Here is a 20,286-nt window from a genome sequence, read left to right as displayed (position 1 = left end):
TGATAAGGTATAAGGTAAAGAGGCCCCAGTACGGATTCATGAGGCCTCTTGGTTTATCAATGGTTAATGTTACGTTGTCATTTACCTCCTGTGGGTGCTTTGGGTTTTAGTTTTTCTTCCAGTGCCTTGTTGAGTTCATCTTCTATCTGGTCGATCGAGAAACTGGCGGGCAATTGCGATGGCGGATAGGCTTTGAACGTTTCGAGGAAAGCGATGGCATGCGTCATCACATCAAAGATGATATAGTCGTTCTTGACCAGCCAGTCGAAGTATTGATCCGAGACGCCGTCGGCGCGTTCATAAGGATCCATGCGCAGGTTGAACAACCTGGGTACCCGGTACCTGATAAACGGATCGGACCATACTTTAAAGCCGCCCGGGGCCGATTGCTCCCGGAATACAGCTTTCCAGTTCTTGAACCGAAAGCCCACCATTTCAGCATCGTCGTTAAAGTAGGGAAATTCGATGCGGGAGCTTTTGTCAGTTTTTCCGGTAAGAAAATCCAATTGGTTATAACCGTCGAGGTGCACTTTATACGATTTGCCGCCAAGGGTGGTGCCTTGGAGCAGTCGTTCCTTAATGTTGTTGTCGCCCGCGGCTGCCAGCAGGGTAGGGAACCAGTCCATGCCAGAGAACATTTCATTGGTGACTGAGCCTGCTTTGATGTGGCCTGGCCAGCGAACGAAGGCGGGTACGCGGTAAGCGCCTTCCCAATTGGTATTTTTCTCGCTGCGGAACGGAGTTGTAGCGGCATCGGGCCAGCTGAACTGGTTGGGGCCGTTATCGGTAGTAAAGATCACGATGGTATTGTCGGTGATCTTCAACTCATCCAGCAGGTTGAGTAGTTTGCCTACATTGTTGTCCATTTCAATCATGCCGTCGGCATAACCATTTCCCGGCATGCCGCTTTGGCCCTGCATGGACGGCCGTATATGCGTTTCGAAGTGCATACGGGTGAAGTTCATCCAGGTAAAGAATGGTTTATTTTGTTGCGCCTGCCTTTTAATATAGTCAATGCACGCAGCGGTGGTTTCGTCGTCTATGGTCTCCATCCTTTTTTTGGTGAGCGGGCCTGTATCTTCCACTTTCCCATCGGCCGTGCTGCGCAATACACCGCGTGGCTTATACATCTTTTCAAATTCCGGTTCGTCTTTGGGCCAGTACGGGCGCTCCGGCTCTTCCTCGGCGTTGAGGTGGTAGAGGTTGCCAAAGAACTCATCGAACCCATGGGCGGTAGGGAGAAATTCGTTGCGATCGCCGAGGTGATTCTTTCCGAACTGCCCGGTACCGTAACCCTGTGCTTTCAATGCCCTTGCGATCGTTACGTCTCTGGCCTGCAGGCCTACCGGGGCGCCCGGTATGCCTACCTTGGAAAGGCCCGTGCGCTTGGCGCATTGCCCGGTGATGAAGGTAGAGCGACCGGCTGTACAACTGTTTTCCGCATAGTAGTCAGTAAACAACAAGCCTTCTTTTGCGAGGCGGTCGATATGCGGCGTTTTATAGCCTACCACGCCATAGGTGAAGGCACTGATGTTGGCCTGACCTACGTCGTCGCCGAATATGACCAGAATATTGGGCTTCTTTTGGGCTACGGAGGTCTGGTATGTACATAAGGCCATGCTGGTACATACGGCAAATGGCCATGCCAGGTGTTTACTTAATACTGCCATGATAGTGTTGTTTGTATTTTCAATAGGTTTTCCTGCCGGTCGGTCTTGTTTTGTGGTAGGCGGATCGTTTTTATCCTTTCACTTTCACCAGGTTGCCTTCTCCATCGTAATAAAGCCTTTTCTGTTCTTTTCCTTTTTCGGCGATGATCTCATAATGTTCCTTGTGTTTGGAGTAATTGGTGTTCTTGTAATAGGTCTTTGAGATGACCTTGTAGCCCGGGTACTGGGTACTCAATGATTTCAGCGACGTTTGTATGGGTGCCGGTAATGTTTTTACACTTTGGGCCAATTTGGAAGTGACCAGTTCTCCGTTGGCTTTGTATAGGCCATAATACTTCATGTTGTCCCTCTTGAAGCTGATGGTATAGTAATCGATCTCGTCGGATGCGTCGAGGTCGTTTTCGGTGGTGATGGTCCAACCGTTCTTCGCTGCATCGGCCGGGGTTTTATAGTATTGTACGGCTTTGGCGTTGGGGAACTTCTTGTTGAGTGAATCGATCACGACCTTTGGTGTCAGGTTCTTGTTGATCTTTGAGGTGCCGCGGATTACGATGTCGTCATCCTGGGCAAAACTGTGGCTGATCCATGCCATGGCGATCAGCAGAAAGAGATACTTTTTCATTTGTTTCATTTTTAATGGAGGGTTGTTGTTTGTTAGTTAATGTTGACTAGCTGGTTGATGAAACTGATGGGTGCCTGGTTATCGTTTGAATTTTCGAAGGTCTTCTTCCTTTCTTTCCAGTTCGAGCGCCTGATCGGCGATGATCTTTTTCAGTCGAACGTTCTCTTCCTGCAGTTGCCTGAGCTCAATCCTGGTTTTGTTGGTGGCAGCCATTTCGGCTGCGTTGGCGTTGGCCTGGATGAATTGTTTGCGCCACCGGGCAAATACGCTGTACGATAAATGATACTCATGCAACACGGCGGTGACCCCCAGCTGGCCGGCTCTTTGAACGATTCCAAGCTTCTCCTCGTAGGAGAATTTTCTTCTTTGGGTAGCCATCGAATCAGTTGTAAGATGAAAAATGCTGGCGGTGATCATTATTTCTTTGCTGCGCCCGGGGGAAATCCTTCCATGATCTTATTAACTATTTTAGGAGCTTCAACATCCGGGTTCTTGATCGGGTTATCGATCTCCTTATTGCCTATCCCCTGCCATATCAGTTTCTTGGTGCCGGCGTCGATTACATCGATGATGAGCGATCCATCCTTATAATAATCGACATTGTAGTTGGTGGAGGAGGACATTCCCATGCCGGCACCCCAATAGTAGGGCCGGTACACACCGCCATACCCGTAGTAGTCGGTGTTGGAACTCAGAGCTACTTTGTCCTTCAGGATTGTAACCGTATTGACGTACAGGTCGGGCGTGCCGCTGGCGAGGGTGAGGCCCTTGCTCTGCATGGCCGCGATCACGGCATTCTTGATCCTTTCCTGGTTCAGCTGGCTGATGGCCGAGTTGCTGCTGTCGCTTTGATAGAGCGTAAAAGTCTTGTATTTACTGAAATCGGCGCTTTTATCGTAGTCGGTATTGACCTTCAGGCTGGGCGCGCAGGACGCCAGGCAAAGGACGGCGGCTGTCCAGACGGCCAGCGGTTTCGATTTTTTCATACGCTTATAGTTTTAATGTCTTTTGCTGGTAAGACACCGTCGGGGCGCTTTTTCCGCCATCATCTCTAAAATTTAGAGGTATCTCTACGCTTTGTTGAGAGATATCGCTGGGTAGAGCTCCTTCTCGCAGAGATGCTCCCGGATGAGGTGAATGATGCGCCGGTATTGCTTTTCTACGGTATCGACCGGTCGCTTCAGCAGGAAGGATGTTTTCTTAAGGGTATAGCCGTATTGTTTGTGAAGCGTATACACCTGGCGGTATTTCTCGGGCATCAGCAGCAGGCATTCATTGATACTCCGGTTAAGCTCGATCAGGTCGATCGTTTGCTCTACATTGTTGTCGTTGAACGACGCCCACTTTGTGCGCGAGGCTCCTTTGATGTGTTTGTTGTAAACAGACTGATCGCGCAGGTGGTTAAAGATCTTGTTCTTTAGGGAACTGTACAGGTACGACGATACGGAACTGCTTACTTTCAATTGGAAACGCTTCGTGTGCAGGGTGATGAATAGTTCCTGTACGACTTCTTTACAAGTGTCCGTGTCGGATAGGTAGTTGCCCGCAAAAGAAAGTAGTGGAGACCAGAATTGCTGGTACAGGATCGTGAACACGGATTCGTCTTTTTGGTTGATCAATTCAAGTAGATGACGATCGGTAGTTTTTGTAGACCTCGGATTCATTGTAGTACGTTTTGTATGGTTTGGTGCCACGGCAGGGGAGGTGTGGAGGCGGTATAGCAGTATCGATGTGTTGCACAGGAGGTGCAGCAGTTAGTCTGAAGTGTTTTACGGTTAAGCGTTGTATCAATTAACAGTAACTATGACAAGTTAGAGATATTTAGAGGTGACTTAAGAGAATATCTACATTGAGAGGACCTGATTTAGAAATCCGGGCAACAAAAAGATAGCTCTCCGCTTACGGAAATAAATATTGAACGGTGTCTTCTTTGCAGCGGGGAGATACCTCAAAACAGGCAGAATATGCAGCGCTTAATCATTTTTGTCTTGCTGGTTCTGTCTCGGGTTAAAGGCGAATGCCAGGAAAAGGATACGATCTTTTTGTATAACGGACAGGTCTTGATCGGTGAGTTGCGAAGTATTAACCTCGGGGAGGTATCGTTCGATGAGATCGACCTCAAGTTGCTAAGCGTGAAATTGTATAAGATCCGGGTGTTGAAATCAAACAGGCGATTCAAGATCGAATTGGTCGATAAGGAACTATTCTATGGAATTATCCGGAGCGGGGAAAAGGATGGGTGGATCGAGATCCTGTCGGATAATGGTACTACTGTTCCTATTCGTCTCGGGCAGCTGAACCTGGTGATACCGCTCGAAAAACAGTTCTTAAAAAGCCTGCATGGTAACCTGGCTGTCGGATTCAGCTATACCAAGTCGAGCGGCGTTGGGCAGGTGAACCTCAGTTCTTCTGTGCTCTATGCGGCCCGTAAACTGGAATATCAATTCATGGCTTCTGTCAACTATTCGATCGATACGGCTGCTTTTTCGAGAGACCGGGAAGATATCAGCCTCATGGCGGCCTATAGTGTGAGTACTGCGTGGTTTATTTCGGCGACCGGCAGTTATCAGCGGAATCTTGAACTGTCCATCGCCCGCAGGTTCCAGGAAATGGCCGGGGTAGGTAATAAGCTCTTTGTGCGCAATCAATGGCAGTTGTATGGCATCACCGGGCTATCGTTGAGCCAGGAGTTGAGTACGGCCGGCGAGTCGCCCGGATTATTGGTAGAAGTACCGCTGATGTTTCGGTTCAATTTTTTCCGGTTCCAGCATCCCAATATCCAGATCAGTTCTTCGCAGGCAGGCTACGTTGGGCTGACGCAATTGGGCCGTGTGCGGATAGAAGGTAATACCACCTTTTCGTGGGAGCTGATCCGGTATTTCTACCTGACCTTGAACCCCTACACCAATTTTGATAGCCGGCCCCCCTCCGGAAGCACCAACTATGATTATGGTATTGTATTGAGCCTTACTTATAAGTTTTGAGGGAACAGCAATGGTAATTCTTACATATTTAAACATTTAAACCTACGCGTTATGACAATTAAATCTCGGTACTGGTGGGCTGTCTTCCTGTTGCCTGTCTTATGGGGGTGTTACCCCAAAGGGGCGGATTACATAGAGGACCTCGACCTGGTATACACTAACTACTACAAGGATTTTGATTTTGCTTCGAAGAAAACCTATGCCATGTCCGACAGTGTGATCAAGATCACCGGCGATGCATTCAACGATCCGGATGGTGACGGGAAACCCACTTTCGTAGCGGCTGCTACTGCGGCTACGATCGTGAACCAGATCAAGCAGAACATGGCGAACAATGGCTGGACCTTGGTGAATAAGAATGCCAATCCGGATGTGGTTGTTCTTAATTCCACTATGACCACTACCAATATTTATTATTACTACGACTGGTGGTATTGGGGTTGGTATTATCCAGGCTGGTATCCAGGCTGGGGCTGGTACTATCCAGGTTGGTATTATCCTCCATACGTAACTGGCTACCGGTCGGGTTCGGTGTTTACGCAAATGGTCGATAACACGCCGGCGTCCAACCCCGATACGCGGGCGGTAGTCTGGAGTTCGATCATCAATGGGCTGAATGAAGGCGGTACTGCCAATATCACCGCCCGTATTCAAACCAGTATCGACAAAGCTTTTGCACAATCACCATATCTGAAACACTAAAAAACGGGTATATGAAAATAGTCATTTCATTTGCGCTATTACTTTTCGGCGCACTGGGCGTGCAGGGGCAGCATGCCAACAACTTCACGATGTCGTATCCCATAGCGTTTCCGACAGGCGACCTGAGCGATTACATCAGTAAAACAAGTTTCAGGGGTATCAATTTTGAGTTCAACCGCATGGTGAAATCGAATATGAGCGTAGGCCTGGAAGTTGGCTGGAATGTTTTTTATGAAGACGTCGGCGTTACCCAATACAAAGATCAAACGGTGACCATTACGGGCAAGCAATACCGGTATACGAATTCGGTGCCTATCCTGGCAGGTGTACAATTTCATCCACCTACCAGCAATAAGAAAATGGATCCTTATGTGGGTATTGGATTGGGTACCCTGTATTCGAACCGCGCCACCGATTTTGGATTGTACCGGATCACCAACGAAGCATGGCAATTTGCCATCCGGCCCGAAGCGGGATTCGTCTTCAAAACATCTTCCGGTGTTAGTCCTTTCGTAGGCGTAAAATATTACTGGCCCTTCGAGGGTGGTGGACTGGATGGACAAAACTTCCTGTCGGTGAATATAGGCTTGAAGTTTTTTCAGTTCTGATGCTACAGTGTCCCGGAAGGGTACAGGATAATGCAGGGCGGTTGATCGATGTTGGTTTGATATTGATCAACCGGCCTTTGTTCACACGAGACCAGGATTGCGGCAATACTTAAATGTTATGTATGAGTAGAAATGTATGGAGTTGGCTGCGACAGCTCTTTTCATTTAATAATCGTTCGGGTAACCAGGCGCCGCCTGATATTCGTCCGGTCGATCTGCTGCAATACCGGCTTGAACAATATATGCATGAAAAGAAACCTTTCCTGAAGCCTGGATATACGATCAAGCAATTGGGTGAAGACCTACAGGTGCCATCCTGGCAATTGTCGGCTCATATCAATCAAAAGATGGGTATGCATTTCAGCGATTTTCTCAACCAATACCGGATCAGGTATTGTATAGACCTTATACAGAATGGTACAGCTGCAAAACTGTCGATGAATGAGTTGTCGACAAAGAGCGGTTTTCAGAACAGGAATACGTTTACCAATGCATTCAAGAAGTTTACGGGTGAGTCTTACACTGAATACAGTAAGCGTTATTTCAAATTCTGAAGAGTGCCAAATATTATAATGTTTGGCACAGTATAGGCTTAGGAATTTGGTGGTGGTGAATTGTGATAGTACTTTTGGTAAAGAGGTAACAGATATGTGTAGATGATAAGTGAGTTGGTTGTTGGCGGGTGTCTGTGTAAAACCTATTTCTCACGCCTTTCACTTTTTTGTGCGCCCGGTATTAGCTGAATGAATCTGGCGATTAAGGCACTGATACCGGGGCACTTTTGAAAAGGGCCAATTGGCAAAAGGCGACAAAGTTCATTGATCAGGTTGTTTACCAGCAATACAACGATTTGGGGTCGGGGATTAAAAAAAAGACAGGCCGGTGAGCGATCATCGGTCTTCTTTCAACCAAAGTTTTCCTGGTGGCAACAATTAACAGTAAGACATTTATCTCAACAATAAATAAACGTTTTGGACAGAGCAGGAATAGCAGTAAGTCGATTAGCAAGCTGTGTATGTCTATACATGGCTTTTTTTTCTTTACCTGCCTGTAATGATGTCAATTCTGCCGAATCAATTCCTCAACAGCAAGTAGATCAAGCCGTTTCCTGTACAATGAATGGACTTATGCCGGCCGATAGTGCCCTCTATAGCCAGGGTGGCGGGCTTGATTTTGATAGCACCATCGTTCATTCCTCCAATAAGCCTCGTTTACCGGAAGGGATGGTATGGATACCGGGCGGTGAATTCAGTATGGGTGGCGTAAATCCGGCTGGAATGCAGGATGGGGGCAAAGAGCAGATGCAAGATGCGCGGCCGGTACACCGCGTTTACCTGGATGGTTTTATGATGGATGCCACCGAAGTGACCAATGCACAGTTTGCCGAATTTGTAAATGCTACCGGCTATATCACCGTTGCTGAAAAACAGCCCTCTGCGGATGAATTTCCCGGGGCGCCAAAGGAGAACCTGGTAGCAGGTTCTGTCGTGTTCAGCCCACCGGCTTCCAATGTGGAGCTGAATGACCGTTACCAATGGTGGAACTACGTAAAAGGTGCCAACTGGCGTCACCCGGAAGGGCCCGGCAGTTCCATCGATCAAAGGGGTAGTTATCCCGTTGTTCATATAGCATGGGAAGATGCTGCAGAATATGCCCGGTGGGCGGGTAAACGCTTGCCCACAGAGGCTGAGTGGGAGTATGCAGCCCGGGCTGGTAAAGCCGGCAGCTTGTATGCGTGGGGTAATCAATTCAAGCCCGACGGCAAATGGATGGCTAATACTTATCAGGGCAAGTTCCCGGTGCAGGATGTGGCTGCTGATGGGTTCAGGGGGCTGGCACCTGTAAAACAGTTTCCCGCCAATAATTTCGGCTTATACGATATGGCTGGTAATGTGTGGGAGTGGTGCAGTGACTGGTACCGGCCCGACTATTACCAGGAGTTGAATGACAGGGGTATCGCCAATAATCCGCACGGACCGTTAGTGCCGTGGGATCCAGCGGAGCCCAAGGAACGCAAGAAAGTGCAACGGGGCGGATCTTTTCTCTGCACCGATCAGTATTGTACCCGGTATATGGTAGGTACCCGCGGAAAAGGGGAGTGGCGATCGGGCGCCAATCATTTGGGTTTTAGATGTGTAAAGGACCTGCCAAGCAGTATAGCCATGAATAAATAGTCCAATCTGCCTTCACTCACAACAGTTAGCAGAGGTTCGTTTTCATAAAGCAGGTGTTTTCATTTATGTAGGGATCCCGCTTCAGCGGGACCCCTTTTTTGTGTAGGACGATACCCGAAAAGGGTCAGCAAATGGAGACATCCGGCTTGTTTTTATAACTATTGGCATCAGTTGTTTCCGTTTTTCCACACCGCACCCTATATTTGTATCTATACTTCGGGATTTTGGTAGCAATTACCTGATCTACTTACGCAACCTCCGGATTCTGATTAGCAGCAACTCTCCAACCAACCAGCATTTACATGCTTCACCAGTAAGCAGGTAGTTCAACTGCCCGTTTATTGTCGGAATGCCGCTTTCAATGCTGTATTGCTCAATTGGTGATGAAATAAAATTGATCATAATCCAAAATGTGCTTATGAATACCCGCCGGCTTTTTCTGGTAGACGATGATGCAGACGAACAGTGGATCTTTAATACCGCGCTGAATGCCGTAGATCCTACGATTGAACTTTCGCGTGCCGCTAACGGACAGGATGCCATCCGGCAGCTGGCGAGTTCCCCTTCTCAGCCCGATGTTATTTTTCTTGACCTGAATATGCCGGTCATGAACGGACTGGAATGCCTCCGGCAGTTGAAATCCAACCCGGGCCTGTCGGGCATACCAACGATCATGTATTCGACGACCGCCGACCCGCAAACGATATCCCAATCGAGGGCGATGGGGGCAGAGGATTTTATTACCAAGCCTTACAACTTCGAAGAGTTGGTCGATGCGCTAAGAGTGGTCCTGAGCAGGATCGTAGCCTAAGCGCTTGCTTCACGCATCTTCATCATTTAACCACAATGCTTTGCATGATGACCAGCACGACTCCGCAATGGCAGTTTTTGCAGGGAGGGGGAGAAATGGGTGCATTGACCCGCGCCTATGACTGGAGTGCTACAGCACTTGGATCGCCCGACACGTGGCCGCAAAGCCTGCGTACGACAGTGAGTATCGTGCTGAACAACCGTTTCCCGATGTTCCTTTTTTGGGGCCCTGAGCTGCTGTGCTTTTACAATGATGGTTACCGGCCTATTTTGGGCTATGATGGCAAGCACCCCGATGCCCTGGGTAAACCGGGAGACGGGGTGTGGACCGAAGTGTGGCTGGTGATCAAACCTTTTATAGATCAGGTGCTGGCTGGCGGTCCGGCTATCTGGAGTGAAGACCAATTGATCCCCATTCACCGTAATGGCCGGCTCGAGGATGTGTACTGGACCTTCAGTTTTAGCCCGGTGGCGGATGAGTGGAACAAGGTGGCAGGGGTGCTCGTTACCTGTACCGAAACCACCGAGAAGGTGCAGCAACTGGCGACGGTGGTGGAGTTCTCCAAAGAGTTGAAGCGGCAGGTAGCTGAACGAACCGCCGAACTGGCTGCTTCGAATATCCGGTTAAGAAGGTCCAACCTGGAGCTAGAACAGTTTGCCTGGGTGGCTTCGCACGACCTGCAGGAGCCCCTGCGTAAGGTGCGGGTGTTTACAGGCATGCTCAAGAAGAATGAGCAGTTGTCGACCGAACTACTCGCCAAGATAGATGCTTCCACAGCCCGTATGAGTAAGTTGATCCAGGATGTGCTCGATTTTTCGAGGCTAACGGCGCCTGAAGAATTGTTTGCCGACGTACACCTCGATGCGGCGATGCGGGAAGTGCTGACCGATTTTGAATTGCTGATCGCCGAGAAGCGGGCGGTGGTGCAATATCACGAGCTTCCGGTGATACGGGGCATCCCTTTACAGATCAATCAATTGCTCACCAATTTGCTCAGCAATGCGCTCAAGTTTTGCCATCCTCAACGCCATCCGCATATAGAGGTTACTGCGGTAGCCGTTACGCCGCAGGAAATGGCGGCCTATCCCGAACTGGTACCCGGTAAAAAATATTGCCTGCTGCAGGTAGCCGATAACGGGATCGGTTTTGGCCAGCAACATGCCGAACAGATCTTCAATATATTTCAGCGGCTTCATAGCCGCGAAGCTTTTGGAGGCACCGGTATTGGCCTGGCTCTGTGCAAAAAGATCGTGCTGAACCACCAGGGCAGTATCTCTGCCCGTGCAGTACCGGGCGAAGGCGCTGTATTTACGGTACTGCTTCCATACGAGTAGGGAGGTCGATAAGGGCAAATCTGCGGACAGGTATTATCTTTACGGTACATGGAGGTTTTTTTTCCCATAGCGCCATTAAGTGCCTTCGTAAGGCAGTACCTGATCATCGAAAGTCGTGAGCCTGTTGTCAATAGGATATTACCCGATACCTCGCTGGTATTGTCGATCCGCATTGCAGGCAAAGTAAGTTTCCTGTCGAACGATCACCCCCTTGTGTTATCTCCTTTCACCATTTCCGGCCTGCGAAAGACCAACCGGATTGTAGGGTATGAGCAAAATACCTCGAATATCCTGGTCGTTTTCCGGGAAGCTGCTGCCCGGGCTTTTATCAATGAGCCCCTGCATGAGTTATTTGATCAGCATGTACCCCTGGAGGAATTAGGCGGGTTTCAACAACTGCCCCTGTTGGCCGAACAATTGGCTGCCGCTGCCGGTCACCGGCCTCGGATCGACCTGGTAGAACAGTTCCTGCTATCCAGGTTGCAACACGAAGCAGCCGACCCATTAATCACGGCAGCCATTGGTCATATACAGGCGGCCAATGGCGTTATCCGTATCAAAGAGCTGGCAACGTCACTTTATATCAGTCAGGATGCTTTTGAAAAACGTTTCCGGCGTTTTGTGGGTGTAACGCCCAAGCAATTCGCTTATATTGCCAAAATGAAATCGGTGGTACAACGAGCTTCTTTAAAACATGATATGGCCACCATCGCGTTCGATGCCGGCTATTACGATCTGCCGCATTTCAATAAAGACTTCAAACTGTTCACCGGGCAAACACCCGGCGCTTTCGCGAAGGATCCTTCGGTCATGTAGCGTGTACTGGTTCAGTCATTTCGCCTGATCACATCTATCTTCACCAGGGTGCCTGCCACATCGTAAAAGAAGCGTTGCTGGCTGTTGCCTCTTTCGGCTACTACTTCGTAGTACAATTGCCTCGATTTGCCTTCATTCTTGTAACAGGAGCTGGAACGTACCTTAAAGCCAGGGTAATCCTTGCGGATATCTTTCATCGATTCCTGTACTTCGCCCGGCAGTACGGCTACATCTTCTTTTAATTTAGTCATGATGAGTTGGCCGCTGGCTGAAAAAACGCCATAGAACTTCAGGTTGTTCCTTTTTACGACGAGCAAATAATAGTTGGTGGTGTCGCGATACGACACCAGGCTGTCTGCTTCGGCAATTGCCCACGCATTTTTGGCCACATAGGGTGGCATTGAATAATACTCGATCGCCACTGATTGCGGAAAGTTCGTACACAGCGAATCAATGACAGACTTTGGTATCAACTGGCGGTTAATTTTGGTAGATCCTTTGATCACGAGTTCATCTTCCTGCCCAACTGCATAATAGAAAGATACTATGGTGAGCATCAACAGGAGGTACTGTTTCATAGCTCATGAATTTGGTGTACGGTATAGTTGTGTAAAAGAAAGACACTGCCGGCGGTGGTGTTCCGCCAGCCAAGGGTGAGATCAATGATTTTTTACAAGGAAAGGCAGTGGAGGTGGGGGAGATTTGTGTTATAAAACACAGCAATTATGAAACCAGCCTCTGGCATTTATGTGCAACTGTTGTTGGCTATGCTAACGACGTCTTGCTTTGCCCAATCAAGTGACTTGTCTTTATCCTCCTCAAAAAAACAAACTGAAATGATAGTCATCCATCAAGACAACAAAGAGATCGTTAAACACCTGTATGCAGATGTATTGAACAAACATGATTTTGCCCGTTTGAAGGAATTTGTCTCCGACGATTATGTTGGTGCACTGGGTACCAAAGGCCCCGCGGGATTTGGTGAACCGCTGCAGCTGTTGGTGCGGGCGTTCCCCGATCTTCAATGGCAGGTACAGGAGCTGGTAGCCGAAGGCAGTAAAGTGGTCGTTCGATGGAAATTGTCCGGCACACATACCGGGACGCCTTTCAATCAAATAGCGGCCGCGGGAAGACCGGTGAGTGGTAACGGGGCCATCTTCTTTGAGTTGAAGGAAGGAAAGGTCGTCAGCGCTATGGTCTTTAATGATCGCCTGGGATTTTTGCAGGACCTGGGTGCGTTGCCTAAAGATCAACAGTCACTCAATGCATTGATGGCCGAGCGGGCCAATGTCAATAGTGGGAAGGCTCCATCGGCCTCTGAAGGTGCGGGCAAGGGGGGCAAACAATAGAGATCAAGCCAGTTTAAAGCCGCAGTAGTTACTTTTCCGTAATGGCTGCGGCTTTTGCTTGTTTACTTCTTGTTGGGCGACAGGTAGAAGCTATACTTGTTGATAATTTCCTCGTCGTTCATCCTGAAAGCTTGATAACCTTTGACTATCATTTCAACATCCGGAGCGGTTTGGTAGGTGATGGGATTATTGCTCTGTTTGATCAATCGGATCTTCTCTTTCAGTGGTTCGGTAAAGGTGATCTTCCCCTGGTGTTCCAGGTATATTAAGGCTTCCATGGCTTGTACCGCATAATAGTAGCTGGGTGAGTACAGGAGCAGCTTCAGTACATCGATCCTGTTTTGGCCTGCCAGGGCGAGGATGTCTCTGTCGATCCTCATTCGCTCGTAACAGCATGCGCGATCACTATTGAATTGCTTGCGCAGTACCTGGTTGGCCGTATCATGGGCGATCCCGGTAGTAGTGGCAAATGAATAATCCTGGTATTGGGTCGCCAACCTGGCTAAATTGGTTTCGAGCAGGGTGTCTGCGTAAAGATAAATGACATCCCGCATGGTGATTGGAAAGGTGAGCAAGGGCACAAGGTGCCCCCTCAGTAATCGGAAATCGGGTACTTTGTAGGCTGTTCCGTTGCAAGTGCTTTTGGTATAAGTTTCAAGCAGCATTTTCTTCCGGATGATGACGCTGTCAATACTTTCTATTTGGTAGTCTAGAATAAAGTAATTGGCGAGCACTCTTGATCTTTCCACCCTGATAAGTCCATTCCATTCTATTCCTCTAGGTCTAACTTTTAGACCGCCCAGGTTGGCGGCCGCTTTCCGAATGCTTGCAGGTGTGGCCTTGCTGTCGAAAATTACATTAAGGAGCGGCATGACCCTTTGGTCGCGCTTGATCAGTCGCTCTTTGAAAGTGACGGTGTAGGTGATAGGGCCCTGGCAGAAACCAGCGATCCGTGCCTGTTCACAGGAGTCCAATACCTGCAGATTACGCTTTGATACAGGCATGGTTTGATTGTAGCCTTCAATACAGCTGAACATGAATAGCATGAACAGGATTGTTTTTACCTTACGTTGCAGCATTATGGATGTGGATTTCGTTGCAGGTTAAACTGAAGTGGCCTTGGTTGAAGCGCAGAGTTCTCTGCGGGAGTGATCTGGGTAGGTGGCAATATAGCCCTGCCATTGGTGACATTATATTTTACATGGTTGAATTTGTTAAAAATGGCCCAACTGTTGCTGCTGGTAGCCGGGATAAAGGGATGGCCCAGATTCCCAAACGAAAGTAACTCGTACAATTGTCCTCTTTCGAAGGTGATTTGCATAACGCCAATACCGACCGTGATATTATCATTGAATTGTGCCGACCTTGGTCGGGGGCGATTGTAGTAGGCGCCCCAATGTACCGTTTCATGTTTCATGACCCTGGTTACATAAAAGAGTGCATCCTGCATGGCTGCTGCATATCCGTTCACCAGTAGGTAGCCTTGTAGCGGAACGAACGCTCCAAAAGGTGTTTTTATGCGCTCCGATTCAATTCCTTCGACAACGACATCTACCAGCGCCTGGTCTAAAGCGATCACGCCTTGATTGGTTGCACTGGGTGTCATTTGTCCCATAACGGCCGCACCACCCTGGCCATCATCCAGCCCTGTACCTGTACCTGTACTTGTGCCGGTACCGTATGTCAGCCTGCGGGTAGTCAAGGTGGGTCCCTGATTATTGACCCTGAAAAAGTTGATGAGATCACTTCTGTTTTGAAATCCTGTTAGCGCCAGTAGGGCCCTCAACTCCCTGCTGTTTTGTCCCAGGCGCATGATCGCTAATCTCGTTTCGTTCACAATTCTCCTAAGTGCTGCCTGCTCTTGATCACTTAGCGTGGGATCTATAACGATCCTTCCATCCGGATCAATCAGGTTTACCGGGTTGTTGAGCGTGAAATTATAGGGAGAGTAGCCGAACGTAGCATGCGCCAATGGGTCGGTGGAATGCCAGCGGCCGATCTGGGGGTCATACATCCTCGCCCCAAAGTCGTACCACTCCAGGCCGGTGTCATCACTGAATTCCAGGTGTTGCTTTTCCTTTCCGTTGAAATAATGCTTGCCGGATTGCATGCCTGCCGCCCTGCTGCTGATGCCCGCCATGGTCAATCCGAATGGGTAGTAGTGTGATTCTTCCACCAGAGGGCCCTTGGTATGAATGAGCTGTAAATTGTCGAAGTACACGTCCAGGTTGCTTTCGTTACTACAATATACAAATATATACCCGTTCTTAGTGACCGTTACGTCGGGTATCGTAGTGTTGTTATGATTCTTAAGGGTGCCATTGGTGCCCACCTTGTCAAATCCTCCACTTACATAGTTGAACTGTTCATCGAGTATGATCCAATTGATGAATGCTTTGGCCTGTGTGCTGGTTTGGTTGTCCTGACCCTGCAAAAGGTTCGTGATGCCGCTTACCAGCGGCGCATTGCCACTCAGGTTTGCTCCGGAAATGCCTTTGCCTGCCATGGGTACGCTGGTAGCAAATGCGGAGAGCAATTCAAGCACAGGCACTGCATTGGGTGGTCCCTGAATGCTGCCCGAAACCGAGTACCACGATTTACCAAAAATATTGACCTTGTCGCCGGCCATTACTTTCAACGCTATGCCCAGACCTGTTTTGTTCGTGTTTCCATTTAGCTTGTATACGCGTGTACTCAAAGCCGTGGTATTGCTGTTGGGGTTATTGTTGTAAGGCGGATTGCCATTGTGGTTGGGATAGTCGGTTAGGGAGGCTGGCTTATTGACGATATAGGCTTCGTTGATGTTATAATAACCTTTCTCAATAAACACTGCATCTGCCGCGTTGTTGAAGCTGCCTTCGAGAGTGGTTGCCGGATAAATGAGTTGAGCCAATTCATCTGTTAGTACCGCTCTGACATTTCCGAGATGATCTTTCAGCGTATAGTCGTAGGCATATTTCTGCGAATTATTGTATGCGGTGGGTTGTACAGGCCTTATTTTCCCTTCTTCCTGAAGTATATATTGAAGCTGGTTGTTTTCATAGGTGAAATTGCCGAGGTAGCTGGTAGTGGTTTGTTTTTCGGTATAGTTGTTGAGTGCGGATGCTGGTTCCTGCGTTCTTTTTTCGAGTTTATGACCTACTGCATCGTAAATATAAGTGATGGTTCCCTTACCGGCGATGGTGATCGTGCAGGGCAAATTAAGGTGATTGTAAATGATGCTCGTTATGTCTTTATTCTTGTCGAGCGTTATGTTCCCATTATTGTCGTACAGGTAATCTTCTGTCTGTTCGTTTTTTTGGCCGCCAGGCAATGAGTTGGTGTAGGCGGATGAGTATTTGAAATCGCCTGCTTTTGAAAGAGGATCATTGATAAGCTCAGCAACATTCTTTAACCTGTTTCCGTTGGCGATGTAAGAATAGGTGAGGTTGTCGATCGGCGTACTGCCTCCGAACTTCCAGCCATTTTGTTGCATGGTCTTCAGATTTCCGTTTCCATCGTACGTTATATTGCTAACGCTGTAGTCGATGTTGGCGTTGAGATTGAAGCTGTTGCCGGTGAATTGTGTAAAGGCAGCAGCAGTAAGTCGTCTCGCTCCATCATAGGCGAAGTCGTATTTACGCCTTTCGCCATCACCTGCACTTTTCCAGATCGTTCCGCTGATGTGGCCATTAAAGGAAGGATTGTTGTATGTTGAGCCGGAGATAATCGCGGCGCTTTTATCGTATCCCAATTCAAATCCAAAATAATTGTTGCCGACATTCTTTACATAATCCCTGTTGATGCCCAGCAGCCACCCCCTGATATTGTAATCATGCACCTGGGTTTCCATGGCTGCAGTCAAAGGCGCTGATCCGGAAGCCGTTTTCTGCCCGATCTTTTTTTCCTTCAGCTGTCCCATGGCATCGTATACATAGCTTGCCAGTATACGTTGAGTGGTGGATGGCGCTGTTGGGTTGTTGTCATCGAGGAGGGTTTTCCTGACGCTTAGCAATCGCCCGGCCGCATCATATACCCGGTTGGTCTTGACCGGAAAATCGATCATGTTGCCCGATGCGTTATTGTGTAGTTCATACGTGCACAATAATTGCCCGGAGGGGTTGTAGAGTTGAGTTGTTTGATTGAGTCCACCTTTATAATTGACGGTTTGCACCTGGATCGCCCGCTGCTTGTTATCATAAAAAGTAACGGTTTCCTGCCACTTGCCGGCCGCGAGGTTGCCGGGGTCTTCGATAGCCCTTACCTTGATCGAGGTAATTGCGCCTCTTGTCATAAAGCTGGCCGCAGCAGGTAGTACTTCCGCATACGGGTTGCTGCCTTTGTCCAGTTTACTGTTGTTGGCGGTATTATAGGTTCTGGAAGTCGCGCTATAATCGTCGAAGCTGGTCATCGTGAGGGCAACCACCGTTGCGCCCGGAGGCACCGGGTTATCGTGTACCGCCTGCAGGTTGCTAAAGTTTGCGGGTCCATCAGCTACGATCTCTGCTACGAACTGAGCCCCCGGTTCCGAATCGAAGTTGCCTTCGAAGCTGATCCACTGACTGGCCTGGTAGCTGGTGCGGCCTATTTCCCGGCGAGTTATCATAAGATATGCCGGTATGGAAGTGGCACTGCTTCCATTAGTCGTCGTGTTGGTAATGGTGCCGGCGCCTGTATTGTTGGTGACATAAGTCTGCAGGTCGGCGCGGGTGCCGGAGTAGGTAAGCATGAAGGTTTGGATGTTCCGGTTCAAGGCATCGTACAATGAACCCATCCATTGGTTGTTTGCCTGCATATTGGCCGTTTGCGTAAATACCACCCGGTCGCGCTTATCATAGACGCTGGACTCTATACCACTGCCTGGAATTTTCTTTAGAATATTCCGGTCGCGATGATCGTATTCGAAACGGAAGCATTGCTCCTGCAAAAGGGTGCCGCCATTGGCATTGAGATCCCATCCGTTGCCTGATAATGTTTGCACGCCACCTGGCTGAATGACGCACCGTAAGCTGCCGTAAATATCGTATATATTGTAAGTACAGAGCCAGCCGTTGTAGCCCGATCCGGCTCCATTGTCTGCAGCGGCAGTATGTTGTATTTTTTTCAGGATCGTTTTGCCCTCGAAATCTTTGTATTCAATGATCTGTTTGTTGTCTTCATCGATCGTCACTGTTTTAATCAAAGAGCCAGGCAAATAAGTGGAGGTGGTAGCGTAAGTGCCCAGGTTGTTGGCGACATCTGTAACTGTCCAGATACGCACCTGGTCAAGAGGGGTGTTACTCCAGGTGCGGGTAGCAGTGCCGCGTCGGCTGCCGGTCCAATTAAGCCCTTCCGGAAAACTTGCTGTTTTGACAGCAACCGGCGATGCTTCGAAAATATTCCTGCTGTAATAATATTGCTCTCCCGGAAATTGAACGCTATGGAATGCCTGCGACTCTGTGATCGGAGCCTGCCTGAATTTGCCGTCGGAGGCTGTCGAAGCATAGGCCAGGTATTTCACCGATTCCCGGCCGAATGGATCATATACAGTAGGGTCAATGATGTCTTTGCCCAATGGGGTAGCCTGTTTGGATACGGACTGGATGGGGCGTCCCAATCCGTCGAAATACTGTGTTACCTGTTTAACATCTTCAGGATTGGTGAGTTGGGATGCGGTAAGTTCGTCCGTTATGCCTGGTTTGTTGATGTCGCGGGTTTGAATGTAGTTGTACGTAAGGAGACCCGATTGTACCGAGACCTTTATGGCACGGGTAAATAGTTCGTCTATACTGCAATTCACCCGTCGGCGGAACCAGGTTGAAACAGCCAGGTTTCCAGGGGTATAGTGCTGAGTGGTTGCCCCAGGTATGTCGGAGAAGATGTTGCCGTCCGTGCTTTGTTGCCATTGATATTGAAACAGGTTGTTGCAGGCGCCTCCAGACGCTGTTGTCGTGATCAATTGCCCGGGACTGGTATTGATGGGGATCGCAGGTAACGAAATGTCGATATTGCCGGGATCTACAGGTGGGTTGACGATTACGGTAAGGCTGTTGGTGTAGGCAATTTCACTACCGCAGGTTATCTTCCGGCGGAAATAGGTTGTATTGATCAAATTGTCTGTGAAGCTACCGGTAAAGTCCTGGAAACTTACATTGTCGTTGCTTACCTGCCATTGCGTTACATACTCCTGGCACATGCCGCCAGATGGTTGCGTGATACCTGGTATGCCGGGCGGCCTGTTGTAGGATATTGTTTTTGTAGCCGGCGATAGGGCGCCTGCATTCAGGTGCTGATGCACATACACCACCAACGTGTTAGAAAAAGATTTCTCTGCACCACATTCGTCCCTGCGTCTGTAATAGGTAGTAACTCCAGGTGTACCTGGTGCATAGGTAAGGCTTTTGGCGTTTGTGATATCCTGCCAGTTGTTACCGTCTGGCGAGGATTCCCATTGATATTTATAATCACCGGCACAGGAGCCACCCGAAGCCGCAGGTCCGCTCAAGGAGGATGCAGCATCTCCGGCGAAGATATGTTGCGTGGCCGGGGCTATCGTGACGGATGAAAAGGGTGGTGCCACTATTACAGTAGCGACATCCGAATAGCCGACCGTGTTGGTGGTTGTTTCCGTTACCTTTCTTCTAAAATAGGTAGTTGTGATCAGGGAGGAGGAAAAAGGCAGTTGCTGTACGGTGCTGCCTGGCATATCTGTGAAATAGCTATTGTCGGTTGAGGATTGCCATTGATAGTTGAATACAGGGCTGCAGGCTCCATTGGTAGCAGCGCTACAGCCGATAGTGGCCGGTGTACTATTGTAAGGGATCGTTTGATTCTTATTGCTGCTGATGGCGCCCGGGCCCAGGGCAGCTATGATCGTGAAGATGAGGTTAGGGGCGGTCCCTTCCGAGGAGGTAAGGCTTACGGATCCTGTGCCAGGCGAATCCCAGCGTACCACGATGCTTCCTACGGCGGTACCGCTTTTGCAGGTGCCGTTGCCGGTTATATTGCTACCGTATGCCTGCAGGATTGTGCCACTGCCGGTAATACACCATTCCATGGTGGCGGAGCTGCTGTAGCCGCTGATGTTGAAATATGCTTCCTTTCCGACAATTACACAGGATGTGCCATTGATGGTGAATTGTGCAGTTGCCGGGATCATTGATCCCTGCAATATCATTAGTACCAGGAAAATACTAAGTCTGTGACAGATAAGGTTAAGTCGCATATTTTTCCTTGATATTTAAACTTTAGACTAGTT

17 protein-coding genes are annotated in these 20,286 nt (G+C 48.9%); 9 read left to right on the top strand and 8 right to left on the bottom strand.

Annotated elements, in window-relative coordinates:
* Positions 1–77 precede the first annotated feature (77 nt).
* The 5 genes from P2H89_RS24255 to P2H89_RS24235 form a co-directional block, all read right to left on the bottom strand.
* Complete coding sequence (locus P2H89_RS24255; RefSeq protein ID WP_275831845.1) at positions 78–1,670, bottom strand: arylsulfatase; 1,593 nt, start codon at positions 1,668–1,670, stop codon at positions 78–80.
* A 70-nt stretch (positions 1,671–1,740) separates the two neighbouring features.
* On the bottom strand, positions 1,741–2,292 hold the full coding sequence (locus P2H89_RS24250) for a hypothetical protein (protein WP_275831844.1): 552 nt from the start codon (positions 2,290–2,292) through the stop codon (positions 1,741–1,743).
* 78 nt (positions 2,293–2,370) lie between these two features.
* A complete protein-coding gene (locus P2H89_RS24245; RefSeq protein ID WP_275831842.1) occupies positions 2,371–2,670 on the bottom strand; it encodes a transposase in 300 nt (99 codons plus the stop codon).
* Between the two features lie 38 nt (positions 2,671–2,708).
* Positions 2,709–3,278 carry a DUF4136 domain-containing protein gene (locus P2H89_RS24240; RefSeq protein WP_275831840.1) on the bottom strand — a complete coding sequence of 190 codons (570 nt, stop codon included), beginning with the start codon at positions 3,276–3,278 and terminating at the stop codon, positions 2,709–2,711.
* 84 nt (positions 3,279–3,362) lie between these two features.
* The gene (locus P2H89_RS24235) at positions 3,363–3,956 is read right to left on the bottom strand and encodes a sigma-70 family RNA polymerase sigma factor (protein ID WP_275831838.1); all 594 of its coding nucleotides are present in this window, start codon (positions 3,954–3,956) and stop codon (positions 3,363–3,365) included.
* 300 nt (positions 3,957–4,256) lie between these two features.
* On the opposite strand from P2H89_RS24235, the gene P2H89_RS24230 reads away from it, so the two are divergent.
* The 8 genes from P2H89_RS24230 to P2H89_RS24195 all read left to right on the top strand — a co-directional run bounded on the left by P2H89_RS24230 (position 4,257) and on the right by P2H89_RS24195 (position 11,721).
* Positions 4,257–5,276 (top strand): DUF481 domain-containing protein, encoded by a 1,020-nt coding sequence (locus tag P2H89_RS24230; protein WP_275831836.1) that lies wholly within the window; start codon positions 4,257–4,259, stop codon positions 5,274–5,276.
* Positions 5,277–5,327: 51 nt separating this feature from the next.
* Positions 5,328–5,978 carry a DUF4136 domain-containing protein gene (locus tag P2H89_RS24225; RefSeq protein WP_275831834.1) on the top strand — a complete coding sequence of 217 codons (651 nt, stop codon included), beginning with the start codon at positions 5,328–5,330 and terminating at the stop codon, positions 5,976–5,978.
* Between the two features lie 11 nt (positions 5,979–5,989).
* On the top strand, positions 5,990–6,586 hold the full coding sequence (locus tag P2H89_RS24220; protein ID WP_275831832.1) for an outer membrane beta-barrel protein: 597 nt from the start codon (positions 5,990–5,992) through the stop codon (positions 6,584–6,586).
* 122 nt (positions 6,587–6,708) lie between these two features.
* Positions 6,709–7,140, top strand: coding sequence for a helix-turn-helix domain-containing protein (locus P2H89_RS24215; RefSeq protein ID WP_275831830.1), 432 nt, complete (start codon positions 6,709–6,711; stop codon positions 7,138–7,140).
* Between the two features lie 561 nt (positions 7,141–7,701).
* On the top strand, positions 7,702–8,760 hold the full coding sequence (locus P2H89_RS24210) for a formylglycine-generating enzyme family protein (RefSeq protein WP_275831828.1): 1,059 nt from the start codon (positions 7,702–7,704) through the stop codon (positions 8,758–8,760).
* 418 nt (positions 8,761–9,178) lie between these two features.
* A complete protein-coding gene (locus P2H89_RS24205) occupies positions 9,179–9,571 on the top strand; it encodes a response regulator (protein WP_275831826.1) in 393 nt (130 codons plus the stop codon).
* A gap of 44 nt (positions 9,572–9,615) precedes the next feature.
* Complete coding sequence (locus P2H89_RS24200; RefSeq protein WP_275831824.1) at positions 9,616–10,905, top strand: ATP-binding protein; 1,290 nt, start codon at positions 9,616–9,618, stop codon at positions 10,903–10,905.
* Between the two features lie 48 nt (positions 10,906–10,953).
* Positions 10,954–11,721 (top strand): helix-turn-helix domain-containing protein, encoded by a 768-nt coding sequence (locus tag P2H89_RS24195; RefSeq protein ID WP_275831822.1) that lies wholly within the window; start codon positions 10,954–10,956, stop codon positions 11,719–11,721.
* An 11-nt stretch (positions 11,722–11,732) separates the two neighbouring features.
* Here P2H89_RS24195 and P2H89_RS24190 read toward each other — a convergent pair whose 3' ends face one another.
* Positions 11,733–12,299 (bottom strand): hypothetical protein, encoded by a 567-nt coding sequence (locus tag P2H89_RS24190; RefSeq protein ID WP_275831820.1) that lies wholly within the window; start codon positions 12,297–12,299, stop codon positions 11,733–11,735.
* 258 nt (positions 12,300–12,557) lie between these two features.
* Here P2H89_RS24190 and P2H89_RS24185 point away from each other — a divergent pair, with 258 nt between their 5' ends.
* Entirely contained in the window at positions 12,558–13,070 is a 513-nt protein-coding gene (locus P2H89_RS24185) for an ester cyclase (protein WP_275831818.1), read from the top strand.
* 62 nt (positions 13,071–13,132) lie between these two features.
* On the opposite strand, the gene P2H89_RS24180 is transcribed toward P2H89_RS24185, so the two are convergent.
* Together P2H89_RS24180 and P2H89_RS24175 are read right to left on the bottom strand one after the other, a co-directional pair.
* Entirely contained in the window at positions 13,133–14,149 is a 1,017-nt protein-coding gene (locus P2H89_RS24180) for a hypothetical protein (protein ID WP_275831815.1), read from the bottom strand.
* Positions 14,149–20,253, bottom strand: a complete 6,105-nt coding sequence (locus P2H89_RS24175) for a DUF6443 domain-containing protein (protein WP_275831813.1) — start codon at positions 20,251–20,253, stop codon at positions 14,149–14,151. The genes P2H89_RS24180 and P2H89_RS24175 overlap by 1 nt, the downstream gene beginning before the upstream one ends.
* Positions 20,254–20,286: the final 33 nt, after the last annotated feature.

It is taken from the genome of Paraflavitalea sp. CAU 1676 (assembly GCF_029223285.1).
In the GTDB taxonomy this organism is placed as follows: Bacteria; Bacteroidota; Bacteroidia; order Chitinophagales; family Chitinophagaceae; genus Paraflavitalea.
The sequence above is the reverse complement of the archived record's forward strand: the minus strand, read 5'-3'. Positions and strand labels throughout refer to the sequence as shown.